The sequence below is a fragment of the Pseudomonas aylmerensis genome, assembly GCF_001702265.1.
GTDB classification, from domain to species: Bacteria; Pseudomonadota; Gammaproteobacteria; order Pseudomonadales; family Pseudomonadaceae; genus Aquipseudomonas; species Aquipseudomonas aylmerensis.
This window is the reverse complement of sequence record NZ_MAUE01000017.1, coordinates 149,141-172,090: the sequence shown is the minus strand read 5'-3', so window position 1 is coordinate 172,090 and position 22,950 is coordinate 149,141. Positions and strand designations below refer to the sequence as shown.

Sequence of the window (22,950 nt, the reverse complement as noted above, 5' to 3'; positions counted from 1 at the left end):
TGAACTGGTCAAGTAATCTTGGACACCGATTAAGGTTTCACGCCACCAGCTTCTCCCTGGCGACTGGTGACCGATAGTCGTTGTAGCTATGCGGCCTGGTGATGTTGTAGCGCGATACATAGCGCTGCACATCCGCTCGGGCCTCATGTTCCGACCCGTAGCCTGCTTCTGGCACCCACTCTGATTTCAAACTTCCAAAGAAACGCTCCATCGGAGCGTTATCCCAGCATTCGCCTTTACGGCTCATGCTTTGTCGGAGTCCATGTTCCAGCAGTTCATTTCTGAATTTATGGCTGGTGTACTGGCAACCTTGGTCGGAGTGAAACAGTACGTCTTTTGGGCGACCGCGCAGTTCAATCGCCATGCGCAGGGCTTCGCAGGTCAGCGTGGCATCAGAGATCATCGAAAACGACCAGCCCACAATCCGGCGAGCGAACAAGTCCAGAACCGCCGCAAAATACAGCCAACGCTTGCCGACTTTGATGTACGTCACGTCCCCACACCACACCTGATTGACCGTCGCAACATCAAACTTGCGTTTGAGCACATGCGGTGCCACCAAAGCCTCCACGCCAGGTGACTTGTACTTATGGCGCCGGCGTTGACGGCTGACAATGCCTGCTTCTCGCATCAAGCTGCGAGCCATGAACCGCCCGACATCATGCCCGCCGGCTTGCAGCTGTTTAGCCAAGGTACGAGCGCCCGCAGACTCTCTCGACGCCCTGTGGTGCTTGACCAGCATAGCCTTGAGTTTCTCTCGCTTAGGGCTCACCTTGCCTTGGCGCTGACGCCATGCGTAAAAGCTACTGCGGTTTATTCCGAACACACGACAGCAATCGTTAACGCCGTACTGCTCGCCCAGCTCACAGATCAACGAGAGTGATCTTTGGCGTCCAAAAGCAGGAGAGCACTGGCCTTTTTTAGGATTTCGATATCCCGGTCTCTTTGCCTGAGCAAGGCTTTAAGTTCCTGGATCTCTCGCTGATCCGCGGTAATCGCCTTGGCTCCCACCGGAGTCGAGCCCAAGCGTTCCTTGCGAACTTGATCGACCCAGCGGCGCAAGGCCGTAGGGCCAATATCCAAGCTGGCACAGACCTCGGGAACCGACTGCCCCTCGTCCAGCACCATGCTGGCAGCCTTGAGTTTGAACTCACATGAATAAGATTTACGCATATCCAAACACCTCAGATTTGGACGCCATCATAGCGCCCGATTGAGGTGTCCAAAATCATTAGGCCAGTTCAAGCCAGCTCCCACAGTTAAGCGCGTCGTCCAGGCGAACGCGCTCAACTGTGGGAGCTGGCTTGCCTGCGATGAGGCCCTTCCAGACGCTACACCTCAAACAGCCAGCAGACGCTCACGCAACTTGCCAATCTCATCACGCGTCTGCGCGGCAGCCTCGAACTCCAGGTCCCGCGCAAGCGGCTACATCTCCCACAGTTGAGCGCATCATCCAGGCGAACGCGGTCAACTGTGGGAGCTGGCTTGCCTGCGATGAGGCCCTTCCAGACGCTACACCTCAAACAGCCAGCAGACGCTCACGCAACTTGCCGATCTCATCACGCGTCTGCGCCGCAGCCTCGAACTCCAGGTCCCGCGCGAGCGGGTACATCTCCCACAGTTAAGCGCGTCGTCCAGGCGAATGCGGTCAACTGTGGGAGCTGGCTTGCCTGCGATGAGGCCCTTCCAGACGCCACACCTCAAACAGCCAGTAGTCGCTCACGCAGCTTGCCAATCTCATCACGCGTCTGCGCCGCAGCCTCGAACTCCAGGTCCCGCGCGAGCGGGTACAGCTCCCACAGTTAAGCGCGTCGCCCAGGCGAACGCGCTCAACTGTGGGAACTGGCTTGCCTGCAATGAGGCCCTTCCAGACGCTACACCTCAAACAGCCAGCAGACGCTCACGCAACTTGCCGATCTCATCACGCGTCTGAGCCGCAGCCTCGAACTCCAGGTCCCGCGCGAGCTGGTACATCTTCTCTTCCAGCTGCCGGATCCGCTTGGTGATCTCACTCGGCGAGCGCAGTTCGTTTTCGTACTTGGCGCTTTCTTCGGCAGCCTTGGCCATGCCCTTGCGCTTCTTGCTGCGCGAGCCGGGCACCGTGGCGCCTTCCATGATGTCGGCGACGTCCTTGAACACGCCCTTGGGGGTAATGCCATTTTCCAGGTTGAACGCAATCTGCTTGTCGCGACGCCGCTGGGTCTCGCCAATCGCGCGCTCCATGGACCCGGTGATGCGGTCCGCGTAGAGAATCGCCCGGCCGTTGAGGTTACGCGCCGCTCGGCCGATGGTCTGGATCAGCGAACGCTCGGAACGCAGGAAGCCCTCCTTGTCGGCATCGAGGATCGCCACCAGCGACACTTCCGGCATGTCCAGGCCTTCACGCAGCAGGTTGATGCCCACCAGCACATCAAAGGTGCCCAGGCGCAGGTCGCGGATGATTTCCACGCGCTCCACGGTGTCGATGTCCGAGTGCAGGTAACGCACGCGCACGCCGTGGTCGGCCAGGTAGTCGGTCAAGTCTTCGGACATGCGCTTGGTCAGCGTAGTGACCAATACGCGCTCTTCGAGGGCCACGCGCTTGGTGATTTCCGAAAGCAGGTCGTCGACCTGGGTCAGCGCCGGGCGGATTTCGATTTCCGGGTCGACCAGGCCGGTCGGGCGCACCAGTTGCTCGATCACGCGGCCCGCATGCTCGGCCTCGTAGTTGCCCGGCGTCGCCGACACGAAGATGGTCTGCGGGCTGATGCTTTCCCATTCGTCAAAACGCATCGGCCGGTTGTCCAGCGCCGACGGCAGGCGGAAACCGTATTCCACCAAGGTCTCTTTACGCGAACGGTCACCCTTATACATGGCGCCGACCTGCGGCACGCTCACGTGGGATTCGTCGATCACCAGCAGCGCGTCGGCCGGCAGGTAGTCGTACAGCGTCGGCGGCGGCGCACCGGATTCGCGGCCCGAGAGGTAGCGCGAGTAGTTTTCGATGCCGTTGCAGTAGCCCAGCTCCAGGATCATCTCCAGGTCGAACCGGGTGCGCTGCTCCAGGCGCTGGGCTTCCACCAGCTTGTTGTTGGAGCGCAGGTATTCGAGGCGCTCGGCCAGCTCGGTCTTGATGCCTTCGATGGCGCCCAGCAGGGTTTCGCGTGGCGTCACGTAGTGGCTTTTCGGATAGAAGGTAAACCGCGGCAGCTTGCGGATGACTTCGCCGGTCAACGGGTCAAAGGCCGACAGGCTCTCGACTTCATCATCGAACAGCTCGATGCGGATCGCTTCCAGGTCGGATTCGGCCGGGTAGATGTCAATCACATCGCCGCGCACGCGGAAGGTGGCGCGGGCAAAGTCCATGTCGTTGCGGGTGTATTGAAGGTCCGCCAGGCGGCGCAGCAAGGCGCGCTGGTCGAGTTTGTCGCCGCGATCGACGTGCAGCACCATCTTCAGATAGGTTTCCGGGCTGCCCAGGCCATAGATGCACGACACCGTGGTGACGATGATCGCGTCCTTGCGCTCCAGCAGCGCCTTGGTTGCCGACAGCCGCATCTGCTCGATGTGGTCGTTGATCGAGGCGTCCTTCTCGATAAAGGTATCGGAGGACGGCACATAGGCTTCGGGCTGGTAGTAGTCGTAGTAGGAAACGAAGTACTCCACCGCGTTGTTCGGGAAGAACGCCTTGAACTCGCCGTACAACTGCGCGGCCAGGGTCTTGTTCGGCGCCAGCACCAAGGTGGGACGGTTGATCTGCGCGATCACGTTGGCAATGCTGAAGGTCTTGCCTGAACCGGTCACCCCGAGCAAGGTCTGGTGCGCCAGGCCGGCCTCGATGCCTTCGACCATCTGGCGAATGGCCTCGGGCTGGTCGCCAGCAGGTTCAAAGCGGGTGACTAGTTGGAAATCCGACATAACGTACCTCTTGGAGTCACCCCAGACTGTAAACCCGTCGGGGACGAATAAGACCACAACCCGCGAAGATTCAGAGCGGGCCGTAGGAAAAAACCATGATAGCCGTAGAAGTGGTGGCGAATGTGGCGGGTTTCAAGGCAATCATCTGACCTGCCGTCCGGGAGCAATGTTGCAATACGACTAACGGTGGGCAAATAAACCGAAAAACTTGGCCGAAAAGCCGTTTCGGCTGTCGCCCTTGGCGGTGATGGCCTCTATACTAGCTCCCCGTTTGTGCACCGCTCTAGTGCATTCGGCTGGAGCGCGACACGTCCCTCCTTTCCCCCAAAGAGCTGCCGCAAAAATGAGCCTGTTCTCCGCTGTCGAAATGGCACCACGCGATCCAATCCTGGGCCTCAACGAAGCATTCAACGCCGATACACGAACCACCAAGGTCAACCTTGGCGTGGGCGTTTACTGCAACGAGGAGGGGAAAATTCCACTCTTGCGTGCCGTTGCCGAAGCGGAAGCCATTCGCGTGGCGCAACATGCCGCCCGTGGCTACTTGCCGATCGACGGCATCGTGGCCTACGACCAGGCCGTGCAGAAACTGCTGTTCGGCGCTGAGTCGCCGCTGCTGAGCGCCGGCCGCGTCATCACCGCCCAAGCGGTTGGCGGCACCGGCGCCCTGAAGATCGGCGCGGACTTCCTCAAGCAACTGCTGCCCAACGCTGTCGTTGCCATCAGCGACCCAAGCTGGGAAAACCACCAGGCGCTGTTCGAAAAAGCCGGCTTCCCGGTACAGACCTACCGCTACTACGACGCCGCCACCCACGACGTGAACCGTGCCGGCCTGCTCGAAGACCTCAACGCCCTGCCGCCACAGTCCATCGTGGTGCTGCACGCGTGCTGCCACAACCCGACCGGCGTCGACCTGAGCCCGGCCGACTGGCAAAACGTGCTGGACGTGGTCAAGGCCAAGAACCTCGTGCCGTTCCTCGACATGGCCTACCAGGGCTTTGGCGACGGCATCCACGAAGACGCCGCTGCGGTGCGCCTGTTCGCTGAATCGGGCCTGACCTTCTTTGTGTCCAGCTCGTTCTCCAAGTCGTTCTCGCTGTACGGCGAACGTGTGGGCGCGCTGTCGATCGTCAGCGAATCCAAGGAAGAAAGCGCGCGCATCCTGTCCCAGGTCAAGCGTGTGATCCGCACCAACTACTCCAACCCGCCGACCCACGGCGCGGCAATTGTGGCTGCGGTGCTGAACAACCCTGAGTTGCGCGCCCAGTGGGAGGCCGAACTGGCTGAAATGCGCCTGCGCATCCGTGGCATGCGTGAGCAGATGGTCGCCGAACTGGCCAAGGCAGCTCCGGGCCACGACTTCAGCTTCGTCGGTCGCCAGCGCGGGATGTTCTCCTACTCCGGCCTGACCGTTGAGCAAGTCACCCGCTTGCGCACCGAGTTTGGCATCTACGCGCTGGATACCGGGCGTATCTGCGTGGCAGCGTTGAACCAGTCGAACATTGGTGCCGTGACGAAGGCGATTGTTCAGGTGCTGTAAAACTGAAACGGCTGTGACGAGGGGGAAGCCATTCACGGGCTTCCCCTTTTTTATTGGCTGTGGCGAGCGAGCTTGCAAAAAATTCACTGGCCGCAACACTCAGCCCCTAGACTGAACCCTGACTGCCCCTTTGCTGTGAGAGCCTTATGAGAAACGACGACCTGGACCTGCGCGCCGACCGCGACGAACTGCATGACTACACCCCGCGCGCCCCGCAAGCCAAGCGCCAGAAAAGCCTGGTGCTGCAAGTGGCCCTGGGGGTATTCCTCGGCGGGTTGGCGCTGTGGCTGGTGCAGCTCGGCGCGACAGCCATCATGGCCAAGCTGGCCATGGGCACCCTGCAATTTGGCGGCTGATACGCCTTGTAGGGGCTGGCTTGCCAGCTCCTACAAAGGGGTTACGCGCTCTTCCAGCAGCTTCACGAAGCTGTTCAGGCTCTGCGACACCGTGCCTCGGCGCCAGATCAGCCAGGTATTCAGGATGCGGAACGAGTCTGCAAGCGGCCACACACTCACCGCCGCAAACCCCGGCATGCTCTCCAGCATGCTGCGCGGCATCAGCGCCAGCCCGGCACCGGCGCTGACGCAGGCAAGCATGCCGTGGTACGACTCCATCTCGAAGATCCGCCCCGGCACCGCGCCATCCTGTGAAAACCAGCGCTCGAAGTGGTGCCGGTACGAACAATTCGAGCGAAAGGTGTAGATGCTCTCCCCGTTCACATCCTGGCCGCGCGTGATCGGCGCGTGGTGCAATGGCGCGATCACCACCATCTCCTCCTCGAACACCGCCACGCCTTCCAGGGTCGCGTGCAGCACCGGCCCATCGACAAACGCCGCCGCCAGGCGCCCCGAGAGTACGCCCTCGATCATCGTGCCCGACGGCCCAGTGCTCAGGTCCAGCTCGACCTTGGCGTGCTTCTGGTTATACGCCGCCAGCAATGCCGGAATGCGCACTGCCGCAGTACTTTCCAGCGAGCCCAGGGCAAACGCGCCCTGGGGCTCCTCCCCCGCCACCGTGGCGCGCGCCTCCTGGACCAGATCGAGAATACGCCGCGCGTAGCCGAGGAAATTCCAGCCGGCCGGTGACAGGCGCAGGCGGCTCTTCTCGCGGATAAACAATTCCACGCCCAGGTCCTGCTCCAGTTGCTTGATGCGCGTGGTCAGGTTCGACGGCACCCGATGAATCACCTGCGCGGCGGCACTGATGCTGCCCTGCTCGGCAACGGCCTTGAAGATTTCCAGCTGCACCAGGTCCAAACCATTCTCCAATCGTGAACGTATTGCTTAATATTATTCAGTTTCCAGAAAAGATGCAGCCCCGTAGGCTGGACTCATTCCCCTCATTCAGCCGGACGGTGCCATGAACGCTATTTCTCACCAGACCCACGCCCTGTCGATCAACCCCGCCAATGGCGAGACTGTCGGCAGCTACCCTTACGAAACTGCAGCGCAACTGGACGCCGCTCTCGACCGCGCCACCGGTGCCTTCCGCACCTGGCGCCGCCAGCCGGTGAGCCAGCGTGCCGAGCTGCTGCTGGCCCTGGCTGGCGCCCTGCGCGAGCAAGCCGAAGACATGGCGCAGATGATCACCCTGGAAATGGGCAAACCCATCGCCCAGGCGCGGGCCGAAATCGAAAAATGCGCGCAACTCGCCGAATGGTACGCCGCCAACGGCCCGGCCATGCTGGCCCCGGAGCCGACCCTGGTCGACAACGGCAGCGCCCAGATCGAATACCGCCCGCTGGGCCCGATCCTCGCCGTGATGCCGTGGAACTTCCCGGTCTGGCAAGTGCTGCGCGGTGCCGTGCCAACCATGCTCGCTGGCAACACCTATGTACTTAAACACGCGCCGAACGTGATGGGCAGCGCTTACCTGATGAAAGCTGCGTTCGACAAAGCCGGCTTCGCTGAAGGCCTTTTCGAAGTGCTCAACGTGACCCAGGATGGCGTGTCCAAGGCCATCGCCGACCCCCGCATCGCCGCCGTGACCCTCACCGGCAGCGTGCGTGCCGGCATCGCCATCGGTTCCCAGGCGGGTGCTGCATTGAAAAAATGCGTGTTGGAACTGGGCGGCTCCGACCCGTTCATCGTGCTCAACGACGCCGACCTCGATGCCGCCGTGCAGGCTGCCGTGATCGGTCGCTTCCAGAACAGCGGCCAAGTCTGCGCCGCCGCCAAGCGCCTGATCATCGAAGCAGGCGTGGTGGAAGCGTTCACGGCGAAATTCCTCGAAGCCAGCCGTGCGTTGGTGATGGGCGATCCGACCTCGCCCCACACCTATGTCGGCCCGATGGCACGCTTCGACCTGCGTGACGAGTTGCACGGCCAGGTCCAGGCCACCCTGGAAGAAGGCGCAACCTTGCTGCTGGGCGGTGACAAAGTACCGGGTGCCGGCAACTACTACGCGCCGACCGTGCTGGCGGGTGTGACCGACCAGATGACTTCGTTCAAGCAGGAACTGTTCGGCCCGGTGGCCTCGATCATCACCGCCCGCGACGCCGACCACGCCGTGGCACTGGCCAACGACAGCGAGTTCGGCCTGACCGCGAGCATCTTTACCACTGACGCAGCCAAGGCGCGGGAGATCGCCAACCAGCTGGAAACCGGCGGGATCTTCGTCAACGCGTTCAGCGTGTCCGACCCTCGGGTGGCGTTTGGTGGCGTGAAAAAGAGCGGCTTCGGGCGCGAGTTGTCGCACTTCGGCGTGCGGGAATTCTGCAATGCGCAGACGGTTTGGCTGGATCGCAAGTAAGCCGGATCAGCACGACTGCCGGCTTTCGTGGCGAGCCGCCTGGTCGTGGTGAGCCGCCTGGTCGTGGTGAGCAGGCTTGCCCTGCGTTGGGGTGCGAAGCGCCCCCATAAATCCCACCGCATCGTTTCAGACAAACCGCGGTGTGAGGTTTTAGGGCTGCTTCGCAGCCCAACGCAGGGCAAGCCTGCTCACCACAATTAGCCTGCTGGGCCTACGCATCGGTGCCTAAGTAATAAATCTGTATGCCTTTCAAGTCCAACCTTTCACAGGCGTTGCCGATCACGGCCATCTCAACGGGTTGTTGTGGTGAGCAGGCTTGCCCTGCGTTGGGGTGCGAAGCGCCCCCATGAATCCCACCGCATCGTTTCAGGAAATCCGTGGTGTGAGGTTTTAGGGCTGCTTCGCAGCCCAACGCAGGGCAAGCCTGCTCACCACAATTAGCCTACTGGGCCTACGCATTGGTGCCTGAGTAGTGAATCTGCATACCTTTCAAGTCCAACCCCTCACAGGCGTTGCCGATCACGGCCATCTTAATGGGTTGTTGTGGTGAGCCTGCTCACCACAATTAGCCTGCTGGGCCTGCGCATCGGTGCCTGAGTAGTAAATCTGCATGTCTTTCAAATCCAACCCTTCACAAGCGTCGCTGATCACGGCCACGTCAGTGGGTTGTTGTGGTGAGCAGGCTTGCCCTGCGTTGGGGTGCGAAGCGCCCCCAAGTAATCCCACCGCATCGTTTCAGGCACACCGTGGTGTGAGGTTTTAGGGCTGCTTCGCAGCCCAACGCAGGGCAAGCCTGCTCACCACAATTAGCCTGCTGGGCCTGCGCATTGGTGCCTGAGTAGTGAATCTGCATAGCTTTCAAATCCAACCCTTCACAAGCGTTGCCGATCACGGCCACGTCAGTGGGTTGTTGTGGTGAGCCTGCTCACCACAATTAGCATGCTGGGCCTACGCATTGGTACCTGAGTAGTGAAGCTGCATGCCTTTCAGATACACACCTTCACAGGCGTTGCCGATCACGGCCATCTCAATGGGTTGTTGTGGTGAGCAGGCTTGCCCTGCGTTGGGGTGCGAAGCGCCCCCCAGTATTCCCACCGCATCGTTTCAGGCACACCGTGGTGTGAGGTTTTAGGGCTGCTTCGCAGCCCAACGCAGGGCAAGCCTGCTCACCACAATAACCTGCTCACCCTGCTCAACCTGCTTGGCCTGCTTGGGCTGCTTGGCTGCTTGGCTGCTTAGACTGTTTGGCCTGCTTAACCTGCTGAGCAAGATACGTCCGCATACCCGTACAAGAGCGTTTGCGAGCACTGGCCCACTCACTGCCAAAAGGCTGCCTCTACTGCCAGACTCTCACTGCGCATTAATGTAATAAAACTGCGCCTGGGTCTTTTCAACCGCGGTTCGCACTTTATCCTTCTGCGCATCGGTGCCCGAGTAGTAAATCTGCATACCTTTCAAATCCAGCCCTTCACAGGCGTTGCCGATCACGGCCACGTCAACGACAGTGCTGGCGCCGATAATCAGAAAGCCGGTGTCGCCCAGGCTTTTGGCCTTCAGCAATTCTTCTTTCAGATACATCGCATTGGCGCCACCGGCCATGGCAAGGGCCAGGTTGTCGGCGATCAAGCCGTGGCTGGGGATTTTTACACTGTGCAAGCGCACCCTGTTTTCCCCGGAAGGCAGCGACATGACATGCGCGGTGGCGGCTTCGTCAAAAATCTGCTTTTCGCTTTTACCCGGGGTGGCGCAACCGGCGAGCATGGCGATGAGGGCGAGGGCGACGAATGATCTCACTGTGTATTCCTTGTGTGAAGGCTGTCCATGGCCGCGCATCATAGGAGACACATCCCACAAGAGCTACCGCAGTCTTCTCACCGCGCGCCGTCAGAACTCCCGCTCAACCGCGTGATCGACTACCATACCGCGCCGGTTCCCAAATGGGACTAATAGGGAATCCGAAGCGCGGTATGCCGCGCAAATCGGAACTGCCCCCGCAACTGTAGGTGCCGAGCCTGCTCCTTGATGCCACTGGACCTCGTCCGGGAAGGCCGGAGCGTGGCGACGACGCATCAGTCAGGAGACCTGCCGGCCCAAGCACCAACACTAACCGGCGGGGTGTCCGGGAAGGACATCCTTGCCTGCCTGACCCGCAGCGTTCGAGGGCGTAATTCCAGACCGTACCTCCCCAGTTCCACGTACGGTTTCAAGGAGATCGCCCCATGCTGCCACGCGTTACCGCCCTGATCACTGGCCTGGGCTTCTGTGCCCTGGCCCACGCCGCGCCCACCCAGTACCCGCTGACCGTGCAGAACTGCGGCAGCACACTCACCTTCCAGCAGGCACCCGCGCGCAGCGTGACCATCGGCCAGGCCGCCACCGAAATGCTCTACGCCCTCGGCGTGGGCGATAAAGTGGTCGGCACCTCGCTGTGGTTCAACAGCGTCCTGGCGCAGTACAAGGCACAGAACGACACAATCGAACGCCTGGCTGACAACGAGCCCAGTTTCGAGTCGGTGATCGCCAAGCGCCCGCAACTGGTGGCTGCCGAGCTGGAATGGGTGGTCGGCCCGCAGGGCGTGGTCGGGACCCGCGAGCAATTCCACGAATTGAAGATCCCCACCTACCTGCTGCCCTCCGACTGCGAAGGCAAGGACAACCTGGTCGGCGCCGACGGCACGCGGCTGGAGCCGTTTCGCATCGAGACAATCTATAAAAGCATCAGCCAACTGGCGCAGATTTTCGACGTACAGGATCGCGGCCAACAACTGAACGACGAACTCAAGGCGCGCTTGGCCAAATCCGTCGCGACCGTGCAGGGAAAAGGCCTCAAGCAGGCCAGCGCGCTGGTGTGGTTCTCCAGCTCGGAGATGGCCAGCGACCCCTACGTGGCCGGCCACAAGGGCATTCCCGAGTTCATGCTGCAAACGCTGGGGCTGCACAATGTGGTGCAGTCCGATGAAGAATGGCCGGCCGTTGGCTGGGAAACCATTGCCAAGGCCAACCCGACCTTTTTGGTGATCGCGCGCATGGACCGCCGCCGCTACCCCGCCGATGACCACGAAAAGAAACTCGCCTTCCTGCGCAGTGACCCGGTCACCCGCAACATGGACGCGGTGAAAAACAACCGCATCATCATCCTCGACGCCCTGGCGCTGCAGGCCAGCATCCGTATGTTCGATGGCCTGGAACAACTGGCGACAGCCATCGATGGCTACGACTTGCCCAAATGATACGCACCCTACTCGCCCTGTCGCTGCTGCTGATCGCCGTGCTCGCCGGCGTGGCCATCGGCGAAACCGCCATTGCACCAAAGGTGGTGCTGCAGGTGCTGGCCAACAAGCTCTGGGCCGCCGGCTACGTGCTGGACCCGATCGACGAAGGCGTGGTGTGGAACTACCGCCTCACGCGCGCGCTGGTCGCTGCCGCATGCGGCGCCGGGCTGGCGACCTGCGGGGTAATTCTGCAATCGCTGTTGCGCAACCCGCTGGCCGATCCGTACCTGCTGGGCATCAGCGCCGGCGCCTCGACGGGCGCGGTGCTGGTGGCGTTGATCGGGGTGGGCGGCGGTTTGATCTCGCTGTCGGCCGGCGCCTTTGTCGGTGCGATGGCCGCATTTGCGCTGGTGATCCTGCTCGCGCGAGCCAGTGGTTCAGCCAGCGGCACCGGGCAGATCATCCTCGCGGGCATCGCCGGTTCGCAGCTGTTCAACGCGCTGACGGCGTTCCTGATCACCAAGTCGGCCAGCTCCGAACAGGCGCGCGGCATCATGTTCTGGCTGCTCGGCAATCTCAGCGGGGTACGCTGGCCGTCGGTATGGCTGGCGGTGCCGGTGGCGGTTGCAGGCCTTGCTGTGTGCCTGTGGCACCGGCGCGCGCTGGATGCGTTTACCTTCGGTAGCGACTCGGCGGCCTCCCTGGGCATCCCGGTGCGCCGCGTGCAATTTGTGCTGGTCGCCTGCGCCGCACTGGTCACGGCGGTGATGGTGTCGATTGTCGGCTCCATCGGATTTGTCGGCCTGGTGATTCCCCACGCCGTGCGCCTGCTGCTCGGCACCGGGCACTCGCGCCTGCTGCCCGCCAGCGCCTTGGGCGGCGCGTTGTTCTTGATTGCAGCCGATGTGTTGTCACGCACTTTGATCAAGGGCCAGGTCATCCCGGTGGGCGTGGTCACGGCTCTGGTGGGCGCACCGGTGTTTGCGCTGATCCTGATCGGCCGGAGGAATGCGCGATGACCGTACTGAGCTGCACCGGCCTGGGTTTTAAAGTGCGTGAAGCTACGTTGCTGCGCGACATTCACCTGCAGGTCCAGCGGGGTGAAACCCTGGGCATCGTCGGCCCGAACGGCTCCGGCAAATCCACCCTGCTGAAACTGCTGGCCGGCCTGCGCACCCCGGCCACTGGCGAGGTACGACTGGGTGAGGTGCGCTTGGGCGACCTGTCCCGTCGTGCCATTGCGCAGCAACTCGCAGTGGTCGAACAACAGGCCGACACCGACGACGCCATTCGCGTGTTCGACGCCGTGGCCCTGGGCCGCACGCCGTGGCTGTCGGCACTCAGCCCCTGGTCCCGCGAAGACGACGCTATCGTGCACCAGGCGCTGCAGGATGTAGACGCCACCCACCTGGGCCAACGTGCGTGGCGCAGCCTCTCTGGCGGTGAACGCCAGCGGGTGCACATCGCCCGTGCGTTGGCGCAACGGCCGCAGATCCTGTTGTTAGATGAGCCGACCAATCACCTGGATATCCAGCATCAATTGGGGATTCTAAAGGGGGTGCAAGGCTTGCCGGTGACCACTTTGATTGCCCTGCATGACCTCAACCAGGCGCTGACCTGCGACCGCTTGGCGGTGCTGGATCATGGGCGGTTGGTGGCGCTGGGCAAGCCGCTGGACGTGCTGACGCCGCAGCGGCTGCAGGCGACGTTCGGGGTGCAAGCGCATTACCTGACAGACCCGTTCGATGGCGCGCAGATACTGCGGCTACGCCCAAACTGATCAGAGCACTCAACGGTCGGAGCCGGTTTGCCGGCGTCTACACTGGGTGGTGGTGTTAGAGGGTGCGCTGCATATGCGTGGTGCGCCACACCGGGTCCACGTCCACATCCACCACTTCGAACCCCTGCCGAAGCCAAAAATCAATCGCCCCAGGCAAAAACGGATGGGTGTGCAGGTACATCACCGCGACCCGATCCGCCTTAGCCTGCGCCTCCAACGCAAGGTACAACGCGCGCGCCAGACCAAAGCGGCGAAACGCCGGCAGCACAAACAGGCGCACCACCTCCACGGTCTTTTGGCCCTGGTAATTCAACTGCGGGAAACGACCGTCGTAAGGCAGATAACCAATGGCAGCGACGATCTGGCCTTGATCGCAGGCAACCAGAAATTGCCCATCACCCTGCACATAGATCGCCTCGAAATGCGCCAGGTCCGCTGGCATCCCTGTCGCGTCGAGCTTGGGGAAAAGCTCGGCACGGGCCTCCAGCACGAACGCCAGTACCTCAGGGATATCCGCCGCCGTGACCGCCCGAATGATCGGCCTTGGGCTCATGCAACCTCGATCTGCGTAATCCCCACCACCTGCGCCTGCTCGAGAATTTCCTCCGGCGCTGCATCTGCGGTCGGCAGGATCAAGCCGTTTTCCGCATCACCGAAATGCAACTGCAGCAAGTGCAACGCCGCCTCATGCACCGGCAGGTCGGGCTGTTTGAGCTCGAACACATGGGTGCGGGGTTCGTCGTTGAACAAGTAGTTGAGGGTGTATTCGCGCATGGGAGGAGTCCTTGTCATGGAAGAAGAGCTGCTGATTAACCTGACTCATCGATCAAGTTTTAAGTTCAATGGATCAGCATTGGCAACAGCTCCGGCAGCACTTACTGGCGCAACTCACACACTGCATTGCCCTTCATTCCCGACGCATGCACGCTCACATGGCGCACGCGAAAACCCGGCTTCTGGACGAACTTTTTCTCTTCCCAGGTGCTGCCGTTTTCGACCTGGTAGCCGATGGCGCCATCGGCTTGCCAGGTCAGGCGCAGCGTATACACCCCGTTTTGATCGGGAGCCCGATGGAAAAACGTGTCGATCACCGGCTCCGCCTTGTTGAAGGTGCGCACCTGGAACAAGCGCAGGTCAGTGTCGGCGGGCGTGTAGCTGGAAAGAAACAACGTATCGTCTTCGGCAGCATCCTCAGCGGCCGCGAGGATCACCGATGGCACCCACTTCTCGCCACGGTCCTGGGTGTCGGTGGTCACCTTGCAGGTCAACTGGCCCTTCTCGGTCACGTCCTGGCGCCAGGCGGTCTCGTAGTAGCCGTAGGGCACGTCGAAGCGCACGGCTTTCTCAGTGACTTGCTCGCAACCGGCCAGCAGGTACAGCGCCGACAAACCGATGAATCCTTGAAGAACCTTCACGTGCTTTCCTTGGCTTGATTGTGGGAGGCGAGAGGTTACCCGGCTTGTCGGAAAAAGGGGATCGTTTTAGCCGGACGGCGTGGCGTGGTATATCTGCGCGCCACCTCTACAACAGGAACGGCCCATGTCCTCCTCCGTCCCCCTCCTCGGCTGCCGGTCGATCATCGACGTGCTGCGCCACATGACCGAAGACGGGCCGGAATGGGCCCACCGCTATGTCACCCTGTGGTTCCAAAACCCTCCGAATGCCTGGGTGTTGGTGTACCCGCTGCAAGACACCACCGAGGCGTATTTTGACTTTATGTACACCGGTACGCAGTCGCCGAAGGCAGCCCTGCCGACGCTGTTGGCCAAGTACCCTCAATGTGACGTCATCGATTGGTCGCCCGGACGCCTGGCATGCCTCAGCGCCCCTGCGACAAACATTGAGACACTGGAGGAGATTATCCAGGATCTTGCGCAAGAGGCGTGGGGTGAGCGCGGCACACTGATGAGCGCCTCGTACGAGCAGACGATTAGCGCCTGAACACCAGGCTGAAATGGAGCATCCTGATGGCCGAAAACTCTCTTGTGACCGCGGTTGTTACCGCTGTCCTGACTTCACTACTCACGCTGGCCGGTACCTACGCCCTGCAATCACGCCAAGAGGCGCGGGCGCAGGCGAGCCAATTTCTGGACGCTGCACAAAACACGGTGCAAGAAACCGTGGCTATCCTGGATGATGGTTACAACGCGCTGGACAAGTTGATCAGCGCAACACATGAAACCGGGTGGAAAGAGTTCTCCCAAGGCCCTTGGCGCGAGTACAGGGCATTCGAGCGCCGCTGGCATCAGAGAATGATTGTTCAGCACTTCAAGCTGGAGCGGTACTTCGGCAAAGACATGGCCGATACGCTGATTGACTTGGACGACGTCCCCATGGGCCCGACCCACACAGGCAATGCTAAGGAAGACCCGGCAGTCGGGCGCTATAACCTCCAGAAGCTCGCGGCCGATACCGAGTACACCGTACGAAGCATGACAGTGACCCAGGACATCATCGACGAAGACATCAAAGCCGGAAAACCTGATGGGTTGATGGAGATGATTCTTGCCGTAAACAGCGACAGGGATACCGCGAGCCGTCAGCTCAAGGAATACGATGCCGGCTCGATCAGACTGCTCAAGGCACTCGACGGAAGGCTGACCGAACTCGGCGCCAGTAAGGTCACAGTCGTGAATACCAACAAAAAGGACTGAAGATGACTGAACTGCCAATGGCCGACGCGCGCCAGAACGATAAAAGCCGCAAGATTATCCACGCCACGGTCGCGGCGAGAAACCTGGCAGGCGCAGCAAACAATACCAAGTGGAACGAACTGATCAGTCACTTCCGCCAACGCCCTGGTTGGCGCCCGTCCTATCGCTCCAAATCCATCAAAGGCCCACGCTCGGATTGGGATGTGGAATGGTTTTACCACCTTCCATTTCCATTTGCGTATGTCGAATGGTTCGACATCGGCTTGTGGGAACAGGCACCCTCCTTGGGCGTGCTACTGCCACAAACATACATTGACCATACCGAAGAAATATCGACAGTCGTCGCGCGAATTGGCTTCGAGTTTGAAGTGCAAGCTGATGTGCTAAGGATTTGGGGCTACCTTCCAAAATCCTACGAAGACTTTCCGCCTGCCTAAGACGAAACCTCGATGGTCCGGGTAATCCACCCTCGGCTGTAGGCAAGCACGCCCGCGCCCATTGCCACCGGAAAATGAATAAACCCATGCGCCGACTCCGCCAACAGATGCGCCTCAGCGCCCGGCCACTGCTCAGCGAGCATCAGCGTGTCATCCTTCAACGGGTCCAGCTCCCCGACAAACATCAACGCCGGCGGCAAGCCCTCGAAGTCGCCATACAGCGGTGACAGCGGTGGCCGCCGACGCTCGTCATCGCTCAAGCCCGGCGTCAACATGCGCAATGCCTCGACCATGCCCGGCCCGTCCAGCAGCAACGTATCCGGCCCCGCCGCGCGTACGCTCGGGGTACCGGTCAGGTCGTAGACACCGTAATACAAGACCGCCCCGCTCACCCGCTGGAGCAATTGCGGCCATTCTTTCAACGCCAGCAATGTCGCCGCGGCCAAGTGCCCCCCGGCCGATTCGCCGACGACGATCACCGGCAGGTCGGCAAACTCATCGTCGGTAAGCAACCAACGAGCGGCCGTCAGGCAGTCATCCATCAGCCCTTCGACCGGCGTGTCGACCGCCAGCCGATAATCCACCGACACCACCGCCACATCGCACGCGTTGACCATGCCCAGGTTGAGGTCGTCGTCCATCTGCGCATTGCCGATGACCCAACCGCCGCCGTGGATATCCAGCACCACGCCCTTGGGTTTGCCGCTCGGCCGCAGGATGCGCACGGGCACCGATCCTACAAGCTTGCGCTCTGCATCTGGCGCCTTCTTCAGCGTCTGGCTGACGCGCAGCAGTGCCTGGATCAAGCGCGGCGTGACGCGATTACGGATCTTGAAGCGCGGCAACCAAGCGAGCTTCTGATTGAAGCGGCGCATCTGGGCCAGTTCAGCCTCACTGGCAGGCCAAGGTTTGCAGGCCATCAACGGTTATTCCGCAGGATCGAGAAGTTCAGCGCCGCCGCCACACACAGCCACGCCAGGTAAGGGAACAGGATCAACCCGGTGATCAAGTCCAGGCGCACTGCCAGCACCACCATCGTCGCCACGGTGATCCACAGCAACACGATCACCACCATCCCGGCGAGGATGCGATGTGCGCCGAAAAACACCGGCGTCCACAGCGTATTCAAGGCGATCTGCGCCGCCCACAACGCCAGCACTTCCTGGCTGCCGGGGATCAGGCTCAGGCGATAGCCGGCCCAGGCCAGCAGCAGGTAGATGATCGTCCACGCCACCGGAAACAACCAATTGGGTGGGGTGAAACCGGGTTTGACCAGGGAGTCGTACCAGGCCCCGGGCTTGAAAATAATGCCGGTGCTGGCGGCGGCGGCGCAGGCGAGCAGGAAGATGAAGAAAGTCATGGTCGGTCCTTGGCTGAGCATTTCAAGCTTGGACGTGTCGCACACGGGTAAAAGTTCACTGCCGATCTACAGGTGGGCACTGGCAATGCGGGGTACCTTTATCGCCTGACATACCGCTTTCGCAGCCTCGCTGGGGCTCGACAGCTCCTACAGGGGGGCTGCTGTGCTGCTGCATTCCAGTATGTCTAAAGATGGGATTTCAGCCGTGACCACGATCAACTGTGAGAGCTGTCGAGCCCCAGCGAGGCTGCGAAGGGATCGCCACGCCCTACCGACCCACACCCTACAAGCATCACCGCCACACTCACGCTAGCCAGGCGCCACAATCTTCAGCCATGGCCAGCGTGCCTGATAACTCTTGGCCTTCTGCGCAAACAACTCAGGCTCCGCATGCAGCGGATTGATCCGCAGCACGCCCTGCGCCACATCCTCCAGCCCGTAAGGCGCATACACCTCACCCGTCGCAATCTCCACGCCGATGCAGGTGCCCGCCACGAGGTAGCGATCAATCCCCTGCTTGGCCGTGTGCAATTGCGGATAGGGCCGGCCAAAGCGCTGCACATACCACAGGTGCACCCGCGCCTGGTTCTTCAACTCGACATGAACGCCAAGGTCCTGGAACAACTGCTCGGCCGCACGAATGACCTTGTCCTCAGCCTCGTAGGACAGGTCGGTGTCGAAATAGAAAACGTCGTAGTCCTTAACGCCCTGATCTGCAGGCAGGTTCGACTGATGATTCCACACCGCCTGAAACAGACAACCCGCCGTCAGAAAACACTGATCCAGGCCCAGGGCCGGCAGACGCGCGATGATTTCGGCATTGATGGGGTTGGCCATGGCCAGTTCGAGCAGGGTTTCGACGGTCAATGTCATGGAGACTCCTAGGTGATCAACAACCCTTCACCGTTGGCTTTTCGTAACTGAGCGGCCGGCAGCGCCGCCTTCAGTTAACGCCAGGGTAGTGATCCACGTACTGAATAGTGAAATCGGGGTAGTGATCGACGATCTGGATCTTGTAGTCGGGGTAGTGATCGACCGTTTTCCATTTGCCGGCGGAGTCAGGATAGTGATCGACCTGTTGCACCTTGAGGTCGGGGTAGCTGTTCACCACCTTGACCTTATAGTCGGGATAACTATCGACAAATTGGATATTGCCGTAAATCTTCGAGACATCAACGCTCGTCCCCGCCGAAACACAGACGGACGCGCTCAACAGCAGGGATGCGACGACAACTTTAAGCATGAGCATTTCATCCTGAAATATAAGGCGCCCAGTCTAGCGGACGTGCGCGCGCAGTGTCCCTGAAAGTCAGCCCTTCAACTCGCTGGCGCGGTGACTGGCAGCGTCATCGTAAGCCACATACAACGACTCGGCGATCTGGCTCTTGATGGCCTTGGCGGACTCCAACCCCAACACAAAACCCTCGGCCTTGCCGCCGGCGCGGTTGAGTTCTTCGTGGGTGGCCGCGCCAGTGATGGCGTCGAGGAGCTTGGTGGCGTGGGGGCCTACGCCTTTAGGCAGGGAGATCTGGTCGATGGTCATGAGCGGTACCTTTAAGGAAAGAGAGCGGTAGCGCGTGAAACCACTGCCGGGGTGGCATGGTAGACCGGATGGGGGAGAAAGGGGCTGATTTCGGCCAATTTCTGCCCTTTGTGAACCGGCTTCGGGCCGAAAACACTCTGTCGTATACCGCAGTAACTGTCCGACCACGGACGCGACCTTCCTGGCAGTCAAATCGAGTTGAACATACCGAGATATGAAATGGTTCCAGTGCTCTGCGGCGAGCGCACCAGCGGTTCTACTTGGGAAGAGGTCGAACGACGGTCGCCCCAGATGGCATTCGAACCCACAATGATAAAATGCGTGAATTCTCCTGCCTTGGAGACGATCAGCGCTCTTTCGGACTGACTGCGGATTTGCGCTATAACGTCTTCCGGAGTGCCGGCAAGCTCAACGAAGTCTGAATCCATGTAGAACCCAAGATCCTCCGCCAGTCGCCAGGTTGGATTGCGTTCTTCCCACACATCGTACTCGGCTTCGCTCGCGCCTTCAGGCGGCTCTGGCTCCCAATGTTCAAACACAAACTTCTGCGCCTCGGCCTCAGTGGCGAAATTGGCACCGAAGAGATGAAAGGGCCAGCAGCCATCTTGCATGACACGATCTCAGTTGTTGATGAGTCGTCAGGATCGTACCTGACTATAGGTGGAGGAGCAGCTTGTCAGGGAACCTCCGACGGGAAAAGATGCGCACAACTCCCCCTCAGCGCTGTGACAAGCTTAAAAGCTACCCGTCCGTGCGGGTGCAATATAGGCTGCACACCCGTTACCACGCTGGAATGTTGCGAGCACGTAGCCCGAACTCACGGTAGTCACACAGGCTTCCAGAGCACACGCTGGAGCAGCCATCCTAGTAGAATACATCGAGCTGATTACCGCCCCCTTTGAGATGTTCTATGAACACTGAATTAACTGAAGAAGAAATGCGTCGTGCTCTATTCGGTACGCCTCAGCCCGAAGAGCAGGTGTCTGCTCCTCTAGTAAAGGCGCCTGTGGAAGACGTTGTGCCCGCGAAACCCGTGGTCGCTCCAGCTGCCAAAAAGAAGGTGGCGAAAGCATTTACGCCCAGGCTGAGGGTCACGTTGCGTGTTGGAAACGAGTTTGAGGGAAAAATGATCGAGTTGATTCACGAGGCCGATACGTTGAGCTCATTGCTTGCTGAGCAGGAGGCGGTGAAGGCTGCCAGGAAGAAGTACAAGTACGTGGATGTGGTATCGGTTAAATCGATGTAGACGACGCCATTGGGCAGGATTGAGAGGTTCTTTTTTTACAAAAATTCAGCAATAACAACGGGGCTATCGGTGGCATAGATCGACTCGTAAATGGCTTCGCCGGGTGCCTCACGAGCCAACCAAGCGCTCGCGCTGTAGGCTCGAGCCTTACAGAAAAACACTCGATGCATCTCATCTCCGAGCTCGAAGAGCTTGAAATACTGCAACTCCATCTCAGAACAAAGGTTGTCGAACAGCACTGGATCCAGCTTTGATAGCGTGACCATGATTTCGGCTGGATCTAGCCCGGCGTCACTCGCCGCCCAGAGGACAATACGAGTAGCCACGTCCATTTTTTTGCTTGGAATGATCGCGTCCAGTGCATGTTGAAGATCTGGGTAGCTGGAGGCCAAACGTGAAGGCATGTCTTTTTCCTGAGCCGCTTTAGATGGAATGTGAAAGACCTGAGGTTGTTTGTCTACGCTATTTGATTCATCGGCAATGTGTTCACACACCCTGGGTGAAAGCAGTCAGCTGGATGCACCTCTAGATACAGGGGGCGATTCAGCCTACGGGGTTTTCAATAGGCTTCATTGCACCGACTCACAGGCCTTCAACGGCTCCTTGGGGTGCAATGCACAGATGTCGAAACCGTCACGCCGGGTATAGCCCGCACGCTTCACGCATACAAGTCGCTGGGCCATTTCTTGGAAGCTTGCCTTGGGATCCACGCCGGAGCCATTGTTTTCACCACACGCCAACATGGAAGCAACCGCATCCTGGTGACTGGCGCCGGGTTTCTCCCACACGTCGGCATCGGCCGTGGGGGGCTAGGGGGCGAGGACAGTCGCCGGAGGCATCGAGTCGCAGGTTTTGGGTTGGAACACCCATAGATGAGTGACCGCCCCTTCTCACCCCCGCGACGTCCTCCATTGAGCGCGCGTTAGTCCGTAACACTTCGCCAAGGCAGGCGCGGCGGATATTTTCAGTTCGGCATCATACAAGTGCACCGCACCCAACTTCATCGTGGCCGTTTGCGAACGAATGTTCGTAGTCGCTATGTGGAAATAAACAATGTCGTAAGCCATGAATGCATGCTCCAGCATCAACTGCTTAAGCTCGCGGTTGGAATTGCCACCCCACTTCGCACGCACCAGAAATGTAAAACCGATGGCAATGCTGTTGGGTAGATCCGGCGGCGTGTAGTAGCTTGATGTGCCAACGATATCCCCCGAGGCAATATCAATGACGGCGAGCGCCTTCTTCGTGGCGAGTAGAGAGGCGAAGTACGCCTCGAACACCTCGCGTTTATAGCGATCCCTGGCGGGATGACCGCCCCAGATATCTGGATCAGCCGCGGCCTGAAACATGCCTTCAAAATCACTGCCCGCCAGAGGTCTAAGCCTCAGGGTACTTCCGCACAGATCGGGTTGGCAGTCGAAGTCGGGGGCGGACATGGGTTTGTTTCCGATTGGCCAAGGGGTAGGAGCCAGTCTAGAGCGGCACTTTGATAAAGAAAGATCCAATGTGACGGGGAATGATGGAGCCATCGCTGTAGGAAAGGAGACGGGGTTATTTTCCGAGTAACAGCTCGTTAGCTGGCCTTCCTGAAAGGCAGCTCTTGGCCGGGAGCAACCATTCATGACAGACCGTTGTCGGCCAGAAGCAGACAGTCGGATAAACCAGTCAGGGGTTGAGATGAATCGGGCATTGTTAGCAAGAAGAAGAGAAAGTGGGATTGATTTATTTTTTTGGGGAGAGGAATCATGTCCTTATCGGCAATAATATTTTCATCAGAGCAATTGGCCGTCGGAGACTTTAAAGAAGTCATATTGGCCGATGGTGGGCATGTAAGTTCCGGCAAGCCTTTTCGGGGTAGCATCAGTGAGGGTGATTCAGATATTTGGTTAGCTTTGCTTTCAAAGGATGTTATTGACGAGTTTTACGATGCTGAAGACCTTCAAGAATGGGAGGATGTCTTGGGGGCCGTGCCGCAGGTGATGATTGAGGTTAATCTTGATCATACTGAACATGCGAAATTAATGTACTTAAAGGTTTTTTTGAGCTTTGCCAAAGATTGGCCGTGTATTTTGTATGATGTAGACGACGCTGTTCTTTCCTATAGTTCAGTTCTAGAGAAATATAAAGCTCTTTTGGGATAGAGGTTAGCCATCAGGGCAACTCGCTAGCAGGGCATACATCGACCGCTTTTGGCCGACAGAGGTCGCTTGCGGATGTCCGCTTCTGGCCGTTAGTGGACGCTCAAACTCCTTAGTCTTAGAGTACAACTCCACGTCCAATCAGGAAGAGGCATACCAATAGCGGCGTCTTAAATCTCCCGAAAAAAGCTAGGGATGCGGCAGCGATCCCAAAAATTGCGGAAGCGATGACCAAAACGGAGGCAATAAAAAACCCCGTAGACGTTAATCTACAGGGTTTCTAAGAGTGGAGGCCAAGGTCGGAATCGAACCGGCGTAGGCGGATTTGCAATCCACAATATTTTCGTTACAAATCAATAGATTGAATCGAAATAAATTCCGCAGCAGCACTA

The 22,950-nt window shown here is 59.6% G+C and carries 27 protein-coding genes, 3 pseudogenes and 1 riboswitch; of the genes and pseudogenes, 11 read left to right on the top strand and 19 right to left on the bottom strand.

Features of this window, described 5'->3' with window-relative positions; genetic code table 11:
• Positions 1-37: 37 nt before the first annotated feature.
• The 6 genes and pseudogenes from BBG20_RS14180 to uvrB all read right to left on the bottom strand — a co-directional run bounded on the left by BBG20_RS14180 (position 38) and on the right by uvrB (position 3,897).
• Positions 38-874 carry an IS3 family transposase gene (locus BBG20_RS14180; protein ID WP_065899479.1) on the bottom strand — a complete coding sequence of 279 codons (837 nt, stop codon included), beginning with the start codon at positions 872-874 and terminating at the stop codon, positions 38-40.
• Positions 871-1,173, bottom strand: a complete 303-nt coding sequence (locus BBG20_RS33175; RefSeq protein WP_065899480.1) for an IS3 family transposase — start codon at positions 1,171-1,173, stop codon at positions 871-873. Before BBG20_RS33175 ends, BBG20_RS14180 begins: the two co-directional genes overlap by 4 nt.
• A gap of 165 nt (positions 1,174-1,338) precedes the next feature.
• Positions 1,339-1,416: pseudogene (locus BBG20_RS33500) on the bottom strand (hypothetical protein); the annotation flags it as partial.
• 103 nt (positions 1,417-1,519) lie between these two features.
• Positions 1,520-1,615: pseudogene (locus tag BBG20_RS33495) on the bottom strand (UvrB/UvrC motif-containing protein); the annotation flags it as partial.
• A gap of 85 nt (positions 1,616-1,700) precedes the next feature.
• Positions 1,701-1,796: pseudogene (locus BBG20_RS33490) on the bottom strand (UvrB/UvrC motif-containing protein); the annotation flags it as partial.
• An 85-nt stretch (positions 1,797-1,881) separates the two neighbouring features.
• A complete protein-coding gene (gene uvrB, locus BBG20_RS14170) occupies positions 1,882-3,897 on the bottom strand; it encodes an excinuclease ABC subunit UvrB (protein ID WP_065904495.1) in 2,016 nt (671 codons plus the stop codon).
• Positions 3,898-4,240: 343 nt separating this feature from the next.
• Here uvrB and BBG20_RS14165 point away from each other — a divergent pair, with 343 nt between their 5' ends.
• Together BBG20_RS14165 and BBG20_RS14160 are read left to right on the top strand one after the other, a co-directional pair.
• Positions 4,241-5,437, top strand: a complete 1,197-nt coding sequence (locus tag BBG20_RS14165) for an amino acid aminotransferase (protein WP_034116881.1) — start codon at positions 4,241-4,243, stop codon at positions 5,435-5,437.
• 146 nt (positions 5,438-5,583) lie between these two features.
• A complete protein-coding gene (locus tag BBG20_RS14160; RefSeq protein WP_017138724.1) occupies positions 5,584-5,793 on the top strand; it encodes a hypothetical protein in 210 nt (69 codons plus the stop codon).
• A gap of 30 nt (positions 5,794-5,823) precedes the next feature.
• On the opposite strand, the gene ptrR is transcribed toward BBG20_RS14160, so the two are convergent.
• Complete coding sequence (gene ptrR, locus BBG20_RS14155; protein WP_065904494.1) at positions 5,824-6,693, bottom strand: putrescine utilization regulator PtrR; 870 nt, start codon at positions 6,691-6,693, stop codon at positions 5,824-5,826.
• A gap of 103 nt (positions 6,694-6,796) precedes the next feature.
• Between ptrR and BBG20_RS14150 the strand changes: the two genes are divergently transcribed.
• On the top strand, positions 6,797-8,188 hold the full coding sequence (locus BBG20_RS14150; protein WP_065904493.1) for an aldehyde dehydrogenase family protein: 1,392 nt from the start codon (positions 6,797-6,799) through the stop codon (positions 8,186-8,188).
• 1,350 nt (positions 8,189-9,538) lie between these two features.
• On the opposite strand, the gene BBG20_RS14145 is transcribed toward BBG20_RS14150, so the two are convergent.
• A complete protein-coding gene (locus BBG20_RS14145; RefSeq protein ID WP_177343945.1) occupies positions 9,539-10,024 on the bottom strand; it encodes a hypothetical protein in 486 nt (161 codons plus the stop codon).
• A 74-nt stretch (positions 10,025-10,098) separates the two neighbouring features.
• Positions 10,099-10,292: riboswitch (cobalamin riboswitch) on the top strand.
• A 115-nt stretch (positions 10,293-10,407) separates the two neighbouring features.
• On the opposite strand from BBG20_RS14145, the gene BBG20_RS14140 reads away from it, so the two are divergent.
• Genes BBG20_RS14140 through BBG20_RS14130 form a run of 3 tightly spaced genes read left to right on the top strand, consistent with a single transcriptional unit; the run spans position 10,408 to position 13,180 of the window.
• Entirely contained in the window at positions 10,408-11,418 is a 1,011-nt protein-coding gene (locus BBG20_RS14140; RefSeq protein ID WP_065904491.1) for an ABC transporter substrate-binding protein, read from the top strand.
• Positions 11,415-12,419, top strand: a complete 1,005-nt coding sequence (locus BBG20_RS14135) for a FecCD family ABC transporter permease (protein ID WP_065904489.1) — start codon at positions 11,415-11,417, stop codon at positions 12,417-12,419. Before BBG20_RS14140 ends, BBG20_RS14135 begins: the two co-directional genes overlap by 4 nt.
• The gene (locus BBG20_RS14130) at positions 12,416-13,180 is read left to right on the top strand and encodes an ABC transporter ATP-binding protein (protein WP_065904487.1); all 765 of its coding nucleotides are present in this window, start codon (positions 12,416-12,418) and stop codon (positions 13,178-13,180) included. The genes BBG20_RS14135 and BBG20_RS14130 overlap by 4 nt, the downstream gene beginning before the upstream one ends.
• A 55-nt stretch (positions 13,181-13,235) precedes the next feature.
• Here BBG20_RS14130 and BBG20_RS14125 read toward each other — a convergent pair whose 3' ends face one another.
• The 3 genes from BBG20_RS14125 to BBG20_RS14115 all read right to left on the bottom strand — a co-directional run bounded on the left by BBG20_RS14125 (position 13,236) and on the right by BBG20_RS14115 (position 14,595).
• Positions 13,236-13,733 carry a GNAT family N-acetyltransferase gene (locus BBG20_RS14125; protein ID WP_065904483.1) on the bottom strand — a complete coding sequence of 166 codons (498 nt, stop codon included), beginning with the start codon at positions 13,731-13,733 and terminating at the stop codon, positions 13,236-13,238.
• Positions 13,730-13,954: a hypothetical protein gene (locus tag BBG20_RS14120; RefSeq protein WP_065904482.1), complete on the bottom strand. Its 225-nt coding sequence runs from the start codon at positions 13,952-13,954 to the stop codon at positions 13,730-13,732. The genes BBG20_RS14125 and BBG20_RS14120 overlap by 4 nt, the downstream gene beginning before the upstream one ends.
• Before the next feature lie 101 nt (positions 13,955-14,055).
• The gene (locus BBG20_RS14115; protein WP_226939940.1) at positions 14,056-14,595 is read right to left on the bottom strand and encodes a hypothetical protein; all 540 of its coding nucleotides are present in this window, start codon (positions 14,593-14,595) and stop codon (positions 14,056-14,058) included.
• A gap of 124 nt (positions 14,596-14,719) precedes the next feature.
• Between BBG20_RS14115 and BBG20_RS14110 the strand changes: the two genes are divergently transcribed.
• The 3 genes from BBG20_RS14110 to BBG20_RS14100 are packed head-to-tail and all read left to right on the top strand — an operon-like array spanning position 14,720 to position 16,271.
• Positions 14,720-15,121 carry a hypothetical protein gene (locus tag BBG20_RS14110; RefSeq protein WP_065904481.1) on the top strand — a complete coding sequence of 134 codons (402 nt, stop codon included), beginning with the start codon at positions 14,720-14,722 and terminating at the stop codon, positions 15,119-15,121.
• 26 nt (positions 15,122-15,147) lie between these two features.
• Positions 15,148-15,834, top strand: a complete 687-nt coding sequence (locus BBG20_RS14105) for a hypothetical protein (RefSeq protein WP_065904478.1) — start codon at positions 15,148-15,150, stop codon at positions 15,832-15,834.
• 2 nt (positions 15,835-15,836) lie between these two features.
• Entirely contained in the window at positions 15,837-16,271 is a 435-nt protein-coding gene (locus tag BBG20_RS14100) for a DUF6678 family protein (RefSeq protein WP_065904477.1), read from the top strand.
• On the opposite strand, the gene BBG20_RS14095 is transcribed toward BBG20_RS14100, so the two are convergent.
• The 6 genes from BBG20_RS14095 to BBG20_RS14070 all read right to left on the bottom strand — a co-directional run bounded on the left by BBG20_RS14095 (position 16,268) and on the right by BBG20_RS14070 (position 19,785).
• Positions 16,268-17,191, bottom strand: a complete 924-nt coding sequence (locus tag BBG20_RS14095; protein ID WP_065904476.1) for an alpha/beta hydrolase fold domain-containing protein — start codon at positions 17,189-17,191, stop codon at positions 16,268-16,270. The two genes, BBG20_RS14100 and BBG20_RS14095, sit on opposite strands and share 4 nt — an antisense overlap.
• Entirely contained in the window at positions 17,191-17,631 is a 441-nt protein-coding gene (gene tspO, locus BBG20_RS14090; RefSeq protein ID WP_065904475.1) for a tryptophan-rich sensory protein TspO, read from the bottom strand. Before tspO ends, BBG20_RS14095 begins: the two co-directional genes overlap by 1 nt.
• Positions 17,632-17,940: 309 nt before the next feature.
• Positions 17,941-18,504 carry a nucleotidyltransferase family protein gene (locus BBG20_RS14085; RefSeq protein ID WP_065904474.1) on the bottom strand — a complete coding sequence of 188 codons (564 nt, stop codon included), beginning with the start codon at positions 18,502-18,504 and terminating at the stop codon, positions 17,941-17,943.
• Between the two features lie 70 nt (positions 18,505-18,574).
• Positions 18,575-18,874 (bottom strand): hypothetical protein, encoded by a 300-nt coding sequence (locus BBG20_RS14080; protein WP_065904505.1) that lies wholly within the window; start codon positions 18,872-18,874, stop codon positions 18,575-18,577.
• A gap of 66 nt (positions 18,875-18,940) precedes the next feature.
• Positions 18,941-19,174, bottom strand: a complete 234-nt coding sequence (locus tag BBG20_RS14075; protein WP_065904473.1) for a hypothetical protein — start codon at positions 19,172-19,174, stop codon at positions 18,941-18,943.
• 188 nt (positions 19,175-19,362) lie between these two features.
• Positions 19,363-19,785 carry a hypothetical protein gene (locus tag BBG20_RS14070; RefSeq protein ID WP_065904469.1) on the bottom strand — a complete coding sequence of 141 codons (423 nt, stop codon included), beginning with the start codon at positions 19,783-19,785 and terminating at the stop codon, positions 19,363-19,365.
• Between the two features lie 299 nt (positions 19,786-20,084).
• Between BBG20_RS14070 and BBG20_RS14065 the strand changes: the two genes are divergently transcribed.
• The gene (locus tag BBG20_RS14065) at positions 20,085-20,420 is read left to right on the top strand and encodes a hypothetical protein (RefSeq protein WP_065904467.1); all 336 of its coding nucleotides are present in this window, start codon (positions 20,085-20,087) and stop codon (positions 20,418-20,420) included.
• A 35-nt stretch (positions 20,421-20,455) separates the two neighbouring features.
• Here BBG20_RS14065 and BBG20_RS14060 read toward each other — a convergent pair whose 3' ends face one another.
• The gene (locus BBG20_RS14060; RefSeq protein WP_065904466.1) at positions 20,456-20,824 is read right to left on the bottom strand and encodes a hypothetical protein; all 369 of its coding nucleotides are present in this window, start codon (positions 20,822-20,824) and stop codon (positions 20,456-20,458) included.
• A 486-nt stretch (positions 20,825-21,310) separates the two neighbouring features.
• Positions 21,311-21,856 (bottom strand): GNAT family N-acetyltransferase, encoded by a 546-nt coding sequence (locus tag BBG20_RS14055; protein ID WP_065904464.1) that lies wholly within the window; start codon positions 21,854-21,856, stop codon positions 21,311-21,313.
• Between the two features lie 309 nt (positions 21,857-22,165).
• On the opposite strand from BBG20_RS14055, the gene BBG20_RS14050 reads away from it, so the two are divergent.
• A complete protein-coding gene (locus tag BBG20_RS14050) occupies positions 22,166-22,561 on the top strand; it encodes a hypothetical protein (protein WP_065904462.1) in 396 nt (131 codons plus the stop codon).
• Positions 22,562-22,950 lie beyond the last annotated feature (389 nt).

What these genes read in the sequence shown, in the direction of transcription:
- BBG20_RS33175 (WP_065899480.1), bottom strand. Translation starts at nt 1,173, where the DNA reads ATGCGTAAATCTTATTCATGTGAGTTCAAACTCAAGGCTGCCAGCATG.
- uvrB (WP_065904495.1), bottom strand. Translation starts at nt 3,897, where the DNA reads ATGTCGGATTTCCAACTAGTCACCCGCTTTGAACCTGCTGGCGACCAG.
- BBG20_RS14165 (WP_034116881.1), top strand. Translation starts at nt 4,241, where the DNA reads ATGAGCCTGTTCTCCGCTGTCGAAATGGCACCACGCGATCCAATCCTG.
- BBG20_RS14160 (WP_017138724.1), top strand. Translation starts at nt 5,584, where the DNA reads ATGAGAAACGACGACCTGGACCTGCGCGCCGACCGCGACGAACTGCAT.
- BBG20_RS14150 (WP_065904493.1), top strand. Translation starts at nt 6,797, where the DNA reads ATGAACGCTATTTCTCACCAGACCCACGCCCTGTCGATCAACCCCGCC.
- BBG20_RS14145 (WP_177343945.1), bottom strand. Translation starts at nt 10,024, where the DNA reads ATGATGCGCGGCCATGGACAGCCTTCACACAAGGAATACACAGTGAGA.
- BBG20_RS14140 (WP_065904491.1), top strand. Translation starts at nt 10,408, where the DNA reads ATGCTGCCACGCGTTACCGCCCTGATCACTGGCCTGGGCTTCTGTGCC.
- BBG20_RS14135 (WP_065904489.1), top strand. Translation starts at nt 11,415, where the DNA reads ATGATACGCACCCTACTCGCCCTGTCGCTGCTGCTGATCGCCGTGCTC.
- BBG20_RS14130 (WP_065904487.1), top strand. Translation starts at nt 12,416, where the DNA reads ATGACCGTACTGAGCTGCACCGGCCTGGGTTTTAAAGTGCGTGAAGCT.
- BBG20_RS14125 (WP_065904483.1), bottom strand. Translation starts at nt 13,733, where the DNA reads ATGAGCCCAAGGCCGATCATTCGGGCGGTCACGGCGGCGGATATCCCT.
- BBG20_RS14120 (WP_065904482.1), bottom strand. Translation starts at nt 13,954, where the DNA reads ATGCGCGAATACACCCTCAACTACTTGTTCAACGACGAACCCCGCACC.
- BBG20_RS14110 (WP_065904481.1), top strand. Translation starts at nt 14,720, where the DNA reads ATGTCCTCCTCCGTCCCCCTCCTCGGCTGCCGGTCGATCATCGACGTG.
- BBG20_RS14105 (WP_065904478.1), top strand. Translation starts at nt 15,148, where the DNA reads ATGGCCGAAAACTCTCTTGTGACCGCGGTTGTTACCGCTGTCCTGACT.
- BBG20_RS14100 (WP_065904477.1), top strand. Translation starts at nt 15,837, where the DNA reads ATGACTGAACTGCCAATGGCCGACGCGCGCCAGAACGATAAAAGCCGC.
- BBG20_RS14095 (WP_065904476.1), bottom strand. Translation starts at nt 17,191, where the DNA reads ATGGCCTGCAAACCTTGGCCTGCCAGTGAGGCTGAACTGGCCCAGATG.
- tspO (WP_065904475.1), bottom strand. Translation starts at nt 17,631, where the DNA reads ATGACTTTCTTCATCTTCCTGCTCGCCTGCGCCGCCGCCGCCAGCACC.
- BBG20_RS14085 (WP_065904474.1), bottom strand. Translation starts at nt 18,504, where the DNA reads ATGACATTGACCGTCGAAACCCTGCTCGAACTGGCCATGGCCAACCCC.
- BBG20_RS14080 (WP_065904505.1), bottom strand. Translation starts at nt 18,874, where the DNA reads ATGCTTAAAGTTGTCGTCGCATCCCTGCTGTTGAGCGCGTCCGTCTGT.
- BBG20_RS14075 (WP_065904473.1), bottom strand. Translation starts at nt 19,174, where the DNA reads ATGACCATCGACCAGATCTCCCTGCCTAAAGGCGTAGGCCCCCACGCC.
- BBG20_RS14070 (WP_065904469.1), bottom strand. Translation starts at nt 19,785, where the DNA reads ATGCAAGATGGCTGCTGGCCCTTTCATCTCTTCGGTGCCAATTTCGCC.
- BBG20_RS14065 (WP_065904467.1), top strand. Translation starts at nt 20,085, where the DNA reads ATGAACACTGAATTAACTGAAGAAGAAATGCGTCGTGCTCTATTCGGT.
- BBG20_RS14060 (WP_065904466.1), bottom strand. Translation starts at nt 20,824, where the DNA reads ATGCCTTCACGTTTGGCCTCCAGCTACCCAGATCTTCAACATGCACTG.
- BBG20_RS14055 (WP_065904464.1), bottom strand. Translation starts at nt 21,856, where the DNA reads ATGTCCGCCCCCGACTTCGACTGCCAACCCGATCTGTGCGGAAGTACC.
- BBG20_RS14050 (WP_065904462.1), top strand. Translation starts at nt 22,166, where the DNA reads ATGTCCTTATCGGCAATAATATTTTCATCAGAGCAATTGGCCGTCGGA.